Source organism: Microcystis sp. M_QC_C_20170808_M9Col (genome assembly GCF_007095495.1).
GTDB lineage: Bacteria > Cyanobacteriota > Cyanobacteriia > Cyanobacteriales > Microcystaceae > Microcystis > Microcystis aeruginosa.
Map to the genome: position 1 here is coordinate 1 of NZ_SFBZ01000226.1, position 13,874 is coordinate 13,874.

Annotated in this window: 11 protein-coding genes; 6 read left to right on the forward strand and 5 right to left on the reverse strand. The window is 44.9% G+C overall.

The annotated features are described in order from the left end of the window. Positions 1-166: 166 nt before the first annotated feature. The 3 genes from EWV68_RS13215 to EWV68_RS13225 all read right to left on the reverse strand — a co-directional run bounded on the left by EWV68_RS13215 (position 167) and on the right by EWV68_RS13225 (position 3,705). Positions 167-1,315: a DUF559 domain-containing protein gene (locus tag EWV68_RS13215; protein ID WP_287170043.1), complete on the reverse strand. Its 1,149-nt coding sequence runs from the start codon at positions 1,313-1,315 to the stop codon at positions 167-169. A 260-nt stretch (positions 1,316-1,575) separates the two neighbouring features. Further along, positions 1,576-2,742 (reverse strand): DNA methyltransferase, encoded by a 1,167-nt coding sequence (locus tag EWV68_RS13220; protein ID WP_287170044.1) that lies wholly within the window; start codon positions 2,740-2,742, stop codon positions 1,576-1,578. Positions 2,743-2,871: 129 nt separating this feature from the next. Continuing rightward, the gene (locus EWV68_RS13225; protein ID WP_004162736.1) at positions 2,872-3,705 is read right to left on the reverse strand and encodes a photosystem II manganese-stabilizing polypeptide; all 834 of its coding nucleotides are present in this window, start codon (positions 3,703-3,705) and stop codon (positions 2,872-2,874) included. A 457-nt stretch (positions 3,706-4,162) separates the two neighbouring features. On the opposite strand from EWV68_RS13225, the gene EWV68_RS13230 reads away from it, so the two are divergent. Together EWV68_RS13230 and EWV68_RS13235 are read left to right on the forward strand one after the other, a co-directional pair. After that, positions 4,163-4,507, forward strand: a complete 345-nt coding sequence (locus EWV68_RS13230) for a hypothetical protein (protein WP_004162734.1) — start codon at positions 4,163-4,165, stop codon at positions 4,505-4,507. A 186-nt stretch (positions 4,508-4,693) separates the two neighbouring features. Further along, positions 4,694-6,127 carry a phosphoglucomutase/phosphomannomutase family protein gene (locus EWV68_RS13235; RefSeq protein WP_287170045.1) on the forward strand — a complete coding sequence of 478 codons (1,434 nt, stop codon included), beginning with the start codon at positions 4,694-4,696 and terminating at the stop codon, positions 6,125-6,127. Between the two features lie 52 nt (positions 6,128-6,179). On the opposite strand, the gene EWV68_RS13240 is transcribed toward EWV68_RS13235, so the two are convergent. Next, positions 6,180-7,535, reverse strand: a complete 1,356-nt coding sequence (locus tag EWV68_RS13240; RefSeq protein WP_004162732.1) for a (Fe-S)-binding protein — start codon at positions 7,533-7,535, stop codon at positions 6,180-6,182. A gap of 9 nt (positions 7,536-7,544) precedes the next feature. Further along, a complete protein-coding gene (locus EWV68_RS13245) occupies positions 7,545-8,831 on the reverse strand; it encodes an FAD-binding oxidoreductase (protein ID WP_287170046.1) in 1,287 nt (428 codons plus the stop codon). Between the two features lie 377 nt (positions 8,832-9,208). Here EWV68_RS13245 and EWV68_RS13250 point away from each other — a divergent pair, with 377 nt between their 5' ends. The 4 genes from EWV68_RS13250 (at position 9,209) to EWV68_RS13265 (ending at position 13,375) form a co-directional block, all read left to right on the forward strand. Further along, complete coding sequence (locus EWV68_RS13250) at positions 9,209-10,396, forward strand: aspartate aminotransferase (protein ID WP_287170047.1); 1,188 nt, start codon at positions 9,209-9,211, stop codon at positions 10,394-10,396. Between the two features lie 97 nt (positions 10,397-10,493). After that, positions 10,494-11,225, forward strand: coding sequence for a RadC family protein (radC, locus tag EWV68_RS13255; RefSeq protein WP_004162729.1), 732 nt, complete (start codon positions 10,494-10,496; stop codon positions 11,223-11,225). A gap of 104 nt (positions 11,226-11,329) precedes the next feature. Further along, positions 11,330-12,355, forward strand: coding sequence for a phosphoribosylformylglycinamidine cyclo-ligase (purM, locus tag EWV68_RS13260; RefSeq protein WP_287170049.1), 1,026 nt, complete (start codon positions 11,330-11,332; stop codon positions 12,353-12,355). Positions 12,356-13,000: 645 nt separating this feature from the next. Further along, positions 13,001-13,375, forward strand: coding sequence for a putative quinol monooxygenase (locus EWV68_RS13265; RefSeq protein ID WP_004162726.1), 375 nt, complete (start codon positions 13,001-13,003; stop codon positions 13,373-13,375). The last annotated feature ends 499 nt before the right edge of the window (positions 13,376-13,874 follow it).

The following is a 13,874-nucleotide window of genomic DNA, read 5'->3' on the forward strand; positions in this document are numbered from 1 at the left end:
ATGAGATTTTTTCGACTTGTTCAAAGTGGCCGTCCGGCATTCGGACACTCAAAACGGACGGGTCGAAAGTGTCAGACTTAAGCAATTAAGCGTTTTTCGCTATCTGCGTCAACCCCATTCAGCGACCACCCTAAAAAAGTGGCGTGGTGAGGAATCGCCGTCCGTTTTACGGCGGCGAGGATGTCAACCATCTTCTCCCCCATTGTTCGGCAACGTAGGCGGTTGTCCCACTTCCACAATTATGAACGGTACAAACTTCAGTAATAAAAGAGTGGACAGTTTCAATCTCTAAATCATAGACTGTTTCCGTCGTTATTTCCGATTCTAAATATTTAATTTCACAGGGTATTTTTTCCCTGCCAAAATAAACAATATCACCGATTTTTAAAGTATCAGCCCGTCGCCATTCTTTGTAATGATCTTCTGAAGGTTCAACCGCAGCCAATGGGGCTTTAATTGTCTCTAATACTCCCGTCAAATTATGATAAATTTCTTGATTATTGAATCGCAAAATATTTAATCCCAAAGAGTTTAAATAAGTATCTCTTTCTTGGTCATAAACTGTCGCATCTGGCCTATAATGGCTATCTCCATCTACTTCAACAATACAACCCTTTTCTCTTGCATAAAAGTCGGTAATATAACGTCCAATAGGATGTTGACGGCGGAATTTAACTCCTAATTGATTTCCTTTGATTTCTTGCCATAATTTAGCTTCGGCTGGAGTCGCTTCTTTTCTCATTTCTCTAGCTAAACCAAAATTATTTTTAGGAATATGTTCCCAATTGCGATCGCCTCCATAACCGGTTGTCCGTTTTTGACATAAGACTCGATGATCTCCCGTTACCCAGAGGATTTGCTGACAAAGGTGGTGACGAATCCCGATCATTTTCCCTTGATGGGTTTTGCTGATAGTACGAAGAATCCGATGAGGTTGCAGATCGTGTCCGATGACATAATCTCCCGGTTGTAATTTTTCTATTTCTAAAGCCTCTAAAGCCCCCCCTTGCCCTCCTAAAGCCCCCCCGATGTCGGGGGGGTTGGGGGGGTAGCTCCCCGGTGTCTGAGATTTTACCCCCCCCTGCCCTACCTTCAAAGGGGGGGAGTTAGTTGGTTGGTGGGGAATAAGGATTTTTGTACCTTTTCTTAGACAGGTGATATCTAATACTAAATCGCCGGGGTCGGTGGTCATTAATAGACAGCGTTGTATTGCTTTTGTTGTTGTTTGAACTACATATATTTTTTCATATACTAAAGCTCCGCCTCCTGTATCCATCCAAATATTTTTGATTTCTGAAATAGGATAATCAGACAAAAACCGTTTATAACAAAGACTTTTTCCTTCTAAAATTAATCTATTTAACTCTCCTAATTTTGTTAAACCAGAAGGTACAATAGACCAATGTCTTCCTTTTGGCGGATAAAAAGGGCTCTTCGGTAATTGTTATGCAATGGACGGGGGTTATAAGGGATGAAACACTTATATAGAAAGGCATTTAGCGATTTTTGTCAATTGTTTTTGATCTAGAGCGAACTAATCAATTAAGTCTCTTACCAGATAAGGATTTAGTCGATTTATGACCCCCTATCGAACCCAGATGTTTCTCCTTGAGAATTTAAAGCAGTAATTCTAAATCTTTTTCCTTCTGGGATAATTTCTAATCCTTGTAATTGCTCATTAGATAATCTTTGATTAGTCCCATCTGGTAATTGTAAATAACAATATCTTTGATCAGTTTCTTCTTGAGAACGTGAAACAAAAATTGGTCTAAACTTTAAAGTTTGATTATTTTTTGAATACCACAAAATAATGTCGTATATGCTATCAATTCTATTACTAGATTTGCCTGCTGTGGTTTTAAAAGCAATCTGTGAAACAAAATTCTCCCCCCCAAAAACCTCATCCATCAACTCCCGAACATGATGAACATTCTCATCGGAAATCTGCACAAAAACACTCCCGCTATCAGTCAACAACTCCCGGGCAAACAACAAACGATCGCGTAAATAACTCAGATAAGAATGTAACCCTAATTCCCAAGTATCTCGATAAGCTTGCACCATCTCTGGTTCGCGGGTGAAATCATCGTCATCGTTGTGTTTAACGTCGCGTTTTCTCACAAAAGGTTGAAAATTAGAACCAAATTTTACCCCGTAGGGAGGGTCAATATAAATCATCTGCACCTTACCCCCCATCCCCTCGTATTGCAGTAGGGAGTTCATCGTCACCAACGAGTCACCGAGAATCATCCGGTTTACCCATTTATCGTGATACTCGTAAGCTCGGAGAATCTGGTCAGTAATTGACCATTTAGGGTCATTAAATAGATTCAATTGTTCCCCTTTTTCCACCTTGTGGGATTTCAGGGTTTCAATAATTGCCCTAGTGGATAAACGTTCATGGACAAATAGGGGTAAAGTCGGCACTTGAAAAGATAATCTTTCGGCCTTTCCTGTCCAATTTAAAAACGGTTCACCGATTGCCTTGAGTTTACGCGCTGCTATTTTGGCGGTTTCTAAATCTTCTGCTGCGAGAATTTGCTCAATTAAGGCCTCAGCTTCTTCTCGTGCGGGGTTTTCATCCCAGTTTAACTCTGGGGACAAGGAGGAATCATAACGATAGGTGACAGGGGGTTTCTTTTTCTTGAAGTGGGGTTCCGTGCTAATATCGGGACGCTGGGGATGTTCCTCGCCATGGTTGTAACTTTTGGCTTCCGTTTGCTTGTTCGTCTTCTTGGGCATTAGCAACTCTTCCTCCAAGGCGAGGTCAATCTTTATTGTAACTGCTCAACAACCCCAAGAGAGCCGAAAAAAAGCGAACTTCTCTGGGGAGAAATTCGCCTTAATTTCCAGAAATTCTGAATTTATTAATTAGGCACGAGCTTCGAGACGACCATAGAAAATGCCGCGAATTTTCACTTCTTCAGCATCTTTTGCCCCTAAATCGGTGTCGGAAGGCTGTTCACTTTCAAAAACACCAGCAAACTCGCCGGTAGAAGCGTCAACTTTAGTTACCTGTAAAGACATAGTACCTTTACCCAGTTCCGTCGCTTTGACGTTAGCGCGCTGGAAATCTTGACTATCAGCACTAGCGGGTAAAGCGACAGCGTTATCATAACCCGTTACCACACCCCGACCTTTGGGATCTAAGAAACCAGCGCCACGATAGGAGGGAACTTTAAAGTCGCCTTCAAAATCCGTGGAACTGTTAATCGAGTTAAATCCGGCTTCGGTTTTGCCAGTGAAACCTTTGATGGTAAAGAACAAGGGAACTCTTTCACCTCCGGGTAATTGTACGGTAACGGGTTGGAAATCGATACCGTCTTCTTCCTTGAGGGTTAAAACACCGTCTTCGCCTACGGTTAAACTCGCTGTCATCTGTTCTAAACTGGTGGTATCTCTGGTTAGGAGTTTACCCGGTATAAAGGTGGCTGCTTCCCGCTTATTAACGGGTTCACCCTTGACAAAATATTCTTGGGGTTCCAAGCATAAATCTGTCACCACATAACTTTCGCCGCGTTCTAAGGGGAGAGTACCCCGGGTGAACTCGGAAATCTGCGGACATTTGTTAGCTAATCCCGTGTTTAAAATTTCATCATAGGTTAGCTCGTTTCTATTCAGGACGGCACTAGGCGCGTCGCTACAAGCTGTCAACACCCCTAAGCACAAGGCTAAAAAGGCAACTAACAAGGCACGAAATCTCATCTATGTCAACCTCTCTTTGTCAATCTTTACAATTACTACCCTTGATCCATAGCCTGATGAATTATCGAATCGGTCGGGCCAATTCACCGAAACTCAGTTTATCAAAGATCAGTGACCATTGAGAAGATGGGAGACAGGGGACGGCAGGCAGGGGATAGGAGTCAGGAGATAGGAGTCAGGAGATAGGAGGCAAGAGGCAAGAGGCAAGAGTCAGGAGGCAAAAGGCAAAAGGCAAAAGGCAAAAGGCAAAAGGCAAGAGGCAAGAGGCAAAAGGCAGCTTTGTTCTCCCCACACCCCACACCCCACACCCCACACCCCACTTCCCCACTTCCCCACTTCCCCACTTCCTCACTTCCCCACTTCCCCACTTCCCCACACCCTCTTTCAACTCAGGAGGCTCTAAGTAACTGATAGCTGATGACTGATATGATTGGTGTGACTGTTTTCAAATAGGAACATGAATAGCCGATTGCCGGGAGATAACAGCCAATTAGATAGCCAACTAGATTCCCTTGTAACGACGGTGACAGCGATCGCCCAAGAACAGCAGGGAGATTGTAACGGTTTGTTAATGTTGCTGCGAACTTTAGAAAATTTACATCGGCAAATTCGCGAGCAGATGTTCGAGCCATCTTTACCCAATACCCGTAAGGACTTATACGGATTACTCCGGGATATCGAGGAAACCGGGGGATGGCCCTATATAGAACGGATGAAGTTACAAATGTTAATGGAAAAATTATTAGCCAGTGAAGTCGGCGCGCTCGATTCGGCGGCAAAAACCGATGATCGAGAAACCTGAAAAGGTATTGGGTTTTTAGGGTGTTAGGGTGTTGGGGTTTTGGGGTTTTAGGGTTTTAGCTGAAATTCCCCATTTCCCCATCTCCCCATCTCCCCATTTCCCCTATCCCCCCATTGCCTATCGCCAAGGGGTACGGAGCGGGTTACAGTATTGGGAAAATGGATATTTAAGGGTAGTTCGTAAATCATGACCACCGTGAACCCGATTAAATTTGGAACCGATGGCTGGCGCGGGATTATCGCCGCCGATTTTACTTTCGATCAAGTCGCTCTGCTCGCTCCCTTGGCGGCTCAGGTTTTAGCGGATAATTATGGTCAGATCACAGGTTCGCGGACGATGATCGTCGGCTATGATCGGCGGTTTATGGCGGAGGATTTTGCTCAAACTGCGGCGGAATCGCTGCAAAAAGCCGGTTTTGATGTGCTTCTCTCCCAATCTTACGCTCCGACTCCCGCTTTTAGTTGGGCAGCTCGAGCAGAAAATGCTCTCGGTGCGATCGTGTTAACCGCCAGTCATAACCCAGCCAAATATCTCGGTTTGAAGGTTAAAGGTTATTTTGGTGGTTCTGTCTCGCCGGAAATTACCCAACAAATTGAAGCTTTATTGTCTAATCCGCCGCAATTTAACGCAGCTGCCGGTAAATTAAGCACTTTTGAGCCATGGTCAGGTTATTGTCAGGGTTTACGCCAAAAAGTTAATATTGCCGCTATTGCCAACGCGATCGAATCGGGACAACTAAAAGTTTATTCCGATGTCATGCACGGTGCGGCGGCTACCGGTTTAGAGCGTCTTTTGGGGGTGGGGATCACGGAATTACGCGGCAATCGCGATCCTTTGTTCGGTGGCGGCTCTCCAGAACCTTTACCGAGAAATTTGAGGGAAATCATCGATAAACTGGCTCACAGCGCAAATTTAGCCCCTTTGCGAGTAGGTTTGGTCTTCGATGGGGATAGCGATCGAGTGGCGGCGATCGATGGTCGGGGGAATTTTTTAAGCACCCAAAATCTCATCCCGATTTTAATCGAGCATTTAGCTGGCAAAAAGGGAATGAGAGGGGAAATTGTGAAAACGGTGAGCGGTTCCGATTTAATCCCCAAATTAGCCAGTTTATACGGTTTATCGGTCTTTGAAACCCCGATCGGTTATAAGTATATCGCCGATCGAATGTTGACCACTCCTGTGTTAATTGGTGGGGAAGAGTCGGGAGGTGTCGGTTATGGTACTCACATTCCCGAACGGGATGCTTTATTATCAGCTTTATACGTTTTGGAAGCGGTGGTAGAATCGGGCCAAGATTTAAGCGATCTTTACGCGCAATTACAGGATAAAACCGGGTTTCATTCTGAGTATGATCGCATTGATTTACCCTTAGCTAATATGGAAGCTCGCAATCAGTTAATTACTGCTTTGGATAAGGAACCCTTAAGGGAAATTGCTGGTAAACAAGTGACTGATTGTAATACTATGGACGGTTATAAATTCCGTTTAGAAGATGGCAGTTGGTTGTTAATTCGCTTTAGTGGCACCGAACCGGTTTTGCGTCTCTACTGTGAATCTTCAACCCTCGATCGAGTTGATGAAATTCTCGCCTGGGCCAAATCTTGGGCTATCTATATCTAATAGAAAACGGGTTTCTTGAAGAAACCCGTTTTCTATTTTAAACGGGGATGAACTAGGAAATTTTCAGCCCGCGAATCGCATAATCTAATAATTCGATGGGATGAATAACGGGTGTATCTTTTCCCTGTAATTGTAGATGTTTTTTAATTTGTAGGGAACAACCCGGATTAGGAGAAGCAATCACCGCAGCCCCAGTATTTAATAAATTGCGTACCTTCTGCTGACCTAATTCATCGGCAGTATCTGGCTGTAGCATATTATAAACTCCGGCACTGCCACAACACAAGGCCGCATCGATAGGTTCTTTTAAGTTAATATTGGGGATTTTTTGCAATAATTGCCGTGGTTGCACGGAGATTTTTTGTCCGTGTAAAAGATGACAGGCATCTTGATAAACTAGGGTTAATTCTGTCTCGGTAATCGGGGATAAATCAGCAGTTAACCCCACTGCGGCTAAAAATTCTTGGGCATCGCGTACTTTAGCCACAAACTCCTTAGCCTTATCTTTATATTCAGGATCGTCGGCTAAAATATGATGATATTCCTTGAGAGTATGACCACAACCCGCCGCATTGATAATAATATAATCAACCTCGGTTTCTGCGAAACTATCGATCATTTGTCTGGCTAAACTTTGTGCTTGTTTTTCCTGTCCTTGATGTGCGGGTAAAGCGGCACAACAACCCTGGGTTTTTGGGATAACCACTTCGCAACCATTGGCAGTTAAAACCCGCACTGTTGCTTCATTTACCGGCGAGAAAAAGAGGCGCTGCACACAACCTAAAACTACTCCCACTCGATAGCGTTTTTCAGTTTGGGAGGGAATAACATCGGCATAGTTTTTAAACAAAGAGGCCAGGGTAATTTTGGGTAAAATTGATTCCATCGCCGCTAGACGGGGAAAGAGCATTTTTAAGATACCCGATTTCCTGACTAGGGTTTGTAATCCCAGGGTTTGATATAACCAGAGGAAGGGTAAAAATAATTTGAGACGGACGGGATAGGGAAAGAGATTAAAAATGAGAAAACGAATAATTTTATCTTTAAAACTGCGGGGTTGATTGCGTTCCACTTGCGGACGAACTGCGGCGATTAATTGATCGTATTGTACTCCCGATGGACAAGTACTAACACAGGCTAAACAACCTAAACAAGTATCAAAATGTTGGCTAGTGGTTTCGTCTAAAACTGCTTCCCCTTTATTGATGGCATTCATCAGATAAATTCTGCCCCGGGGGGAGTCCATTTCTTTGCCAATCACTCGATAACTGGGACAGGTAGATAGACAAAAACCACAGTGAACACAACTATCTATTAATTCTTGGGCAGGGGGATTCTTGGGGTCAAATCCTTGATTTTTTTGGTCGATTAATTCTTGAAAGTTAACGGAATTCTCGGAGGTTTGCATGATTTTTAATTAGATTTTGTTAAGAAAGCGTTCAGGACTAAAAATACCGTGAGGATCGAATTTAGTTTTTAGGGTTTTCATCATGGTAATCGCGTTACCTGTATAGCCCCAAGGTTCAATTTTTTCTTTTAGCGATGGCGGCGCAGTTAACACCGTTAAATAACCCTGATTGCCATGGCATAAAGAGCGAATTTTGTCAAGATTTTCCTCCGATTTTAAGATAACTTTACCCACGCCGCTACTAATATTAATCGAGGCTAGTCCGTTAATTTGGTCGATAACTAGAGCTAAATTGCTGGGTAATAATCCTATTTTGCCGAAAAAATTGCCCTCTTGGTCATAATTATCGATTGTTTTTCGGTATCTTTGCCCTAGAGAAACTTCTGCCTCATCCCGATAATAATTGGTCTGACAGTCTAACTGTTGTCCTAAATAACTCACCTGTTGCGATTGTTCGCTAATACTTTCGGGAATGCTTTGAAAACGCAGCAGTAAAGCGACTTTTTCCCCTAATCCTAGTGCTTGCGTCATCCCTGGGTTTAAACATTCAGCCACGGTGGGAGTTAAGGCCGATTGCCGAATAACTTGACTCAATTTACTAATATTTTCGCTATTTCCAGTGATTATCAGGGTTTCTGAGTTAGCAGTTTCGGGATACAGTCGTAGGGTAATCTGATCGATAATCCCTAAAGTGCCGTAGGAACCCGTAAATAGCTTCATCATGTCGTATCCCGCCACATTTTTGACCACACGCCCTCCAGCTTTAGCAATCTCGCCATCGTGACGGATAAAGGAGAATCCTAGGATCAGATCCCGGACACCACCGTATCTTTGCCGCCATGTTCCCGCGTCGGCTGTGGCTATAATACCGCCAATCGTGGCATTATCGGCGTAACTGGGATCAAGAGGAAAAAATTGACCGCTAGGAGCTAAAAAAGCCTGTAAATCCGCTAGTTTAAGCCCAGCTTGCACGGTTATAGTTAAATCTCCCCTAGCATGGTCAATAATCCGGTTGAGATTTTGGGTACTAACTAAAATATCGGGCGACTCGACTAACCCACCCCAATCTAATTTACTGCCTTGACCGTAGGCCAGTAAAGACAGACGATTTTCGTTGCTAAAACGCACCAGAGAGGATAAAGCGGTTGTATTAGCGGGATAAACTATAATTTCAGGACTTTTGCCCCTAATTGCCCTTGATAATCTTTCTTGTTCCTCTTTTGGCACTTGTTGCCAGGTAATAACTGTCGTGTCGGGGGGTAAAATAGAAGTTATCTGAACAGCGATCGCAGTCATATTTTACAAAAGAATTGAGGAGTGAGGAGTCAGGACTTACCGGCCGATAATGGCGAAGAATGGGGGTAATGCCGGGGCTAATCAGTAATTTTCAGCCTCTATTAATCAGATTACCTTAGTTTGGCTCTCCATCTCCGATGTCAGGCAATTCTAGTCATACTGAAGCAGTAAAAAAGCTCTCTTGCATAAATCAAAAAATTTTCGGCAAATGTAGGGAAAAAGCGAAAGGTTAAAGGGAAAATTATCCTTTTGCCCCTTGCCTCTTGCCTCTTGCCTCGTCTCAACAAGCAATTTAAATTACGAACAGCTTAACTGCTAAATTAGCCATACACTCGTGTCATAATGTTAGATTACCTCGATCAGTAAGCCAAGAAGTAATGAGTGTAGATTGGACGAATAGCCGCGCCAAGCGATTAAGTGCCTTACCCCCCTACGTTTTCGCCCGCTTGGATGAATTAAAAGCCTTAGCCCGCAAAGAAGGACTAGATTTAATCGATTTAGGTATGGGCAACCCGGACGGTGCTGCCCCGCGTCCAGTTATCGAAGCGGCCATTCAAGCTTTTGAAACCCCCCAATTTCACGGTTATCCACCCTTTGAAGGAACCGCCAGTTTCCGAGAGGCGATCGCTAAATGGTATGATCGCTCTTATGGTGTGGAACTCAATCCCGATAACGAAGCTTTACCGCTGCTAGGTTCCAAAGAGGGTCTATCCCACCTGGCTTTGGCTTATGTTAACCCCGGCGATGTGGTCTTGGTTCCCAGTCCCGCCTATCCCGCCCATTTTCGCGGTCCCTTGATTGCTGGGGCGACGCTATACCCGATCATCTTAAAAGCGGAACAGGATTGGCTGATAGATATCGATTCTATCCCCGAAGATGTGGCTAAACAGGCGAAAATCCTCTATTTTAACTATCCCAGTAACCCCACCGCCGCCATTGCCCCCCGAGAATTTTTTGAGAAAATCGTTGCCTGGGCCCAGCACTATGAGATTATGCTCGTCCACGATCTCTGTTATGCTGAATTAAGTTTTGATGGTTATCAGCCCACCAGTTTATTAGAAATTCCGGGGGCAAAAGAGATTAGTGTCGAATTTCATACCCTCTCGAAAACCTATAATATGGCCGGGTGGCGCGTCGGTTTTGTCGTGGGCAATTCCGATATTATTCAAGGGTTACGCACCCTGAAAACCAATCTCGATTATGGTATCTTTTCCGTCATCCAAAAGGCGGCCGAAACCGCCCTACAACTGCCGGATGAATACGTCAAACAAGTACAGGAAAGATACCGGCAGCGACGAGATTTTTTCATCAAAGGTTTGGCGCAATTAGGTTGGGATATTCCCCCCTCTAAGGCGACAATGTATCTCTGGGTTCCCTGTAGCGTCGGTATGACTTCCACGGATTTCGCCCTTACTGTTTTGCAAAAAACTGGTGTCGTGGTCACTCCGGGCAATGCTTTTGGAGAGGGAGGGGAAGGTTATGTGCGCGTCAGTTTAATCGCCGATATCCCGCGATTAGGGGAAGCTTTACAGCGCCTCGAAGATGCGGGAATTCGCTATCGGTAAGGAGAGTTTTTTCCCTTGATTTACGGGCCAAATCCCTCTAGGCACTGGCTAAAATTGCGATTATGATGGAATTTTATCGCGGTAGCTTGCCACTTCCATGACCTACAGCTTAAGAATTGCCGATATTCCCGTCAGTGAAAGACCCAGGGAACGTTTAATCAGTGTCGGGGCGAAAAACCTCAGTAACGCCGAATTATTAGCGATTTTACTAGCTACAGGTCAAGGTAAAGGCAAACTCTCGGCAGTGGGTTTAGGACAGCATATTCTCAACGAATTGAGTAAATATCGCCGGGAGCCTTTGGACGTTTTGAGGGATATTCACCCCCATGAATTAACCGCTATTCATGGCATTGGACCGGCTAAGGCCACTACTATTCTAGCGGCGATCGAATTGGGAAAACGAGCTTTTCAACGACGACCGACGGAAAAAATGGTCATCGATAGTCCCGATACCGCTGCCGCTATTCTTGGACACGAACTAATGTATCAGTCTCAGGAACGTTTCGCCGTTATTTTACTCGATGTCAAAAATCAGTTAATCGCACTCAAAGTGATTACTATCGGCACAGCCACAGAAACACTGGTACATCCGCGAGAAATCTTTCGAGAAGTAGTGAAACAATCAGCTACTAAGTTAATTATCGCTCATAATCACCCCACTGGGTCACTTGCGCCTAGTCAAGACGATATTTTACTCACAGAACAATTATTACAGGGGGCCACCTATCTAGCCATTCCTCTCCTAGATCATTTGATCCTCGGTAATGGCAACTTCCAAAGTCTTCGCCAAATCACAGATCTTTGGGAAAAATATCCCCAAGAAGATTAGACCTCTTGCAACAATCACAAATTGTTGTTAGGTTTAGCTGGAAAAGGGAGCGAGTGCGCTCGAAATCTGGGTAAAATTTGAGAGATACAATCGGTCAATTGGGCATGGATTATAAAGAAGCGGGCGTGGATGTGGAAGCAGGACGCGCTTTTGTCGAGAAAATTCGCCAAAATGTGGAAAGTACCTTCCGTCCCGAAGTTATCGGCGGTTTAGGCGGTTTTGGCGGCTATTTTCAGTTACCTTCCGGTTATCGGCAACCGGTGTTAGTATCGGGAACTGATGGTGTGGGAACCAAGCTGAAAATTGCCCATAGTCTCAATTGCCATGATACGGTGGGAATTGACCTCGTGGCCATGTGCGTCAACGATGTCTTAACCTCTGGGGCTGAACCTTTATTTTTCTTGGATTATCTCGCCACTGGTAAACTGGAAGCGTCACAGTTAGCGGCGGTGGTATCGGGAATCGCTAGGGCCTGTCGTGATAGTGGTTGTACTCTTTTGGGAGGGGAAACGGCGGAGATGCCGGGGTTTTATTCGGCGGGAGAGTACGATTTAGCGGGTTTTTGCGTCGGTATTGTCGAAAAAAGTCAATTACTCGACGGCAGTAAGGTGCAAATCGGCGATGTGGCTATCGGTTTAGCCAGTAGTGGGGTTCACAGTAACGGTTTTAGTCTTGTTCGTAAGATTATCGACACCCAGGGCTTAAATTGGCAAGATTGCCCCGAAATTTTGGCCGGCTCTAGCTTAGGTGAAGTTTTGTTAACTCCCACTAGACTTTATGTTAAACCTGTGCTAGAACTGCTGCGCTCTGGGTTAGATATTCACGCCATGGCCCACATTACCGGGGGTGGCATCCCGGAAAATTTGCCCCGCTGCTTAGGTAAAGGGCATTCTGTGCGGATTTACCGCGAAAGTTGGCCAATTTTGCCGATTTTTCACTGGTTAGCCCAGATGGGTTCGGTTAATTCCGAAGCCATGTTTAATACTTTTAATATGGGTATCGGTTTTGTGATCATTGTCCCATCAGATCTGGCTCGATCGACTATTAATCAACTACAATCCTCTGGGATTAATGCCTACCAAATCGGCGAAGTGATTGCCGGCAAGGGGGAGATTGTTGGGCTTGATTAAAGTTAGTTCAGGCTAAGAAGATTTTGCCATGAATTCCACCAAAAAATCAGGTTGACTGGCTGGGATAGCAGCAGCGTTTCGGCTTATCCCCAACCCAATTTATATTAAGTTTTTTTACTTAAGTAGTTAGGGTCTGCTGAATAAATCTAAAAACCTTGTTGGATAAGACTTTTGGACTTTTTTCCCCTCAAAAAGTGCCAGCCATTGCGGGGATCGGGGGGAAAATTTAGGCACTTTTTCCCTGAAAATTAGGTAATTGACCCCCTGAAAATGGGTAAAACTCTACACCCCACCTGCCCCCCCGATGTCGGGGGGGTTGGGGGGGGCCACACCCTGCCACCACCGAAAAGCTTTTTGCCGCAAACCCTAGTTATACCTAGTTTGCTTCTCGATAGAATTAGGTCAGAACCTCATCAACTTGCTTCCAATTCGTGAAGCCTCTGAATGGAAACTCGGGCTACCAAACGTCAGTGACTAAATCGATCCCCAAACTTGCTTCCAATTCGTGAAGCGTCTGAATGGAAACCCGTGAGAAACAAAAGACGAGGGTTCTTTTGGACTAACTTGCTTCCAATTCGTGAAGCGTCTGACAGAAGAGACCACAAACGCGGGATACCCCTCCGCACCACCTAGAAGGAGAATCTAATGTTCAAAATCGATACTTGCTGTACTCTCGTACCCTACTTTGAAGTACAAGAAGGAAAAATTGATGCCTTTAAGGAACTAGGCCCCAAGTTCATTGAGAGAACCCGCACCGAAGAGGGCTGTATCCATTATGCTTTTTCCTTTAGCGGCAATATTCTTCATTGCCGCGAGGGTTACGTCGATGCCTCCGCAGTTCTTGCCCACCTACAAAACGTCGGGGAACTGCTAGACGAACTTCTCAAAATCGCCAAGATTATTCGCCTAGAAGTTCACGCTCCCGCTGCCGAAATCGAAAAACTGCGAGAGCCGTTGGCTTCTCTTAACCCTCAGTTCTTCATTCTCGACGAAGGTATTCGCCGCACCAGCGAAGCTTAACCGCGGACTGACACAAAAGAGAAGGAGTAAACTAGAGAGTAAGTAAAGGCTCCTCTAGAAAAATGCTCCTTCTAGAACAATTCGAGCAAATATCGGACTATCGTGACAACCATGGCTAACGGGGTGACAAGCAGATTGAAAGCGATACGGGGTGTGGGAGAAATCTTAAGACCAACGAAAGAATTGAGACTTATTTCAGCCAACCCAAATCAATTAGCCTGATTGTCCCCCATTATCCCTAGATTCTGGCATCTTCTCTGAAAGTAATCGGAAAGCCACAAAAAAGCACCCCCTCGCGGGAGTGCCTTTTCGTTCAGACTAGGAATTAACCATTGATAGCAGGAGCAGTCAGAGCTACAGGAGCCTGTTCACCACTAGCTAAGTCTAAGGGGAAGTTGTGAGCATTGCGCTCGTGCATTACTTCCATCCCGATACCAGCGCGGTTTAACACATCGGCCCAAGTACCGATTACACGACCTTGAGAATCGAGAATCGACTG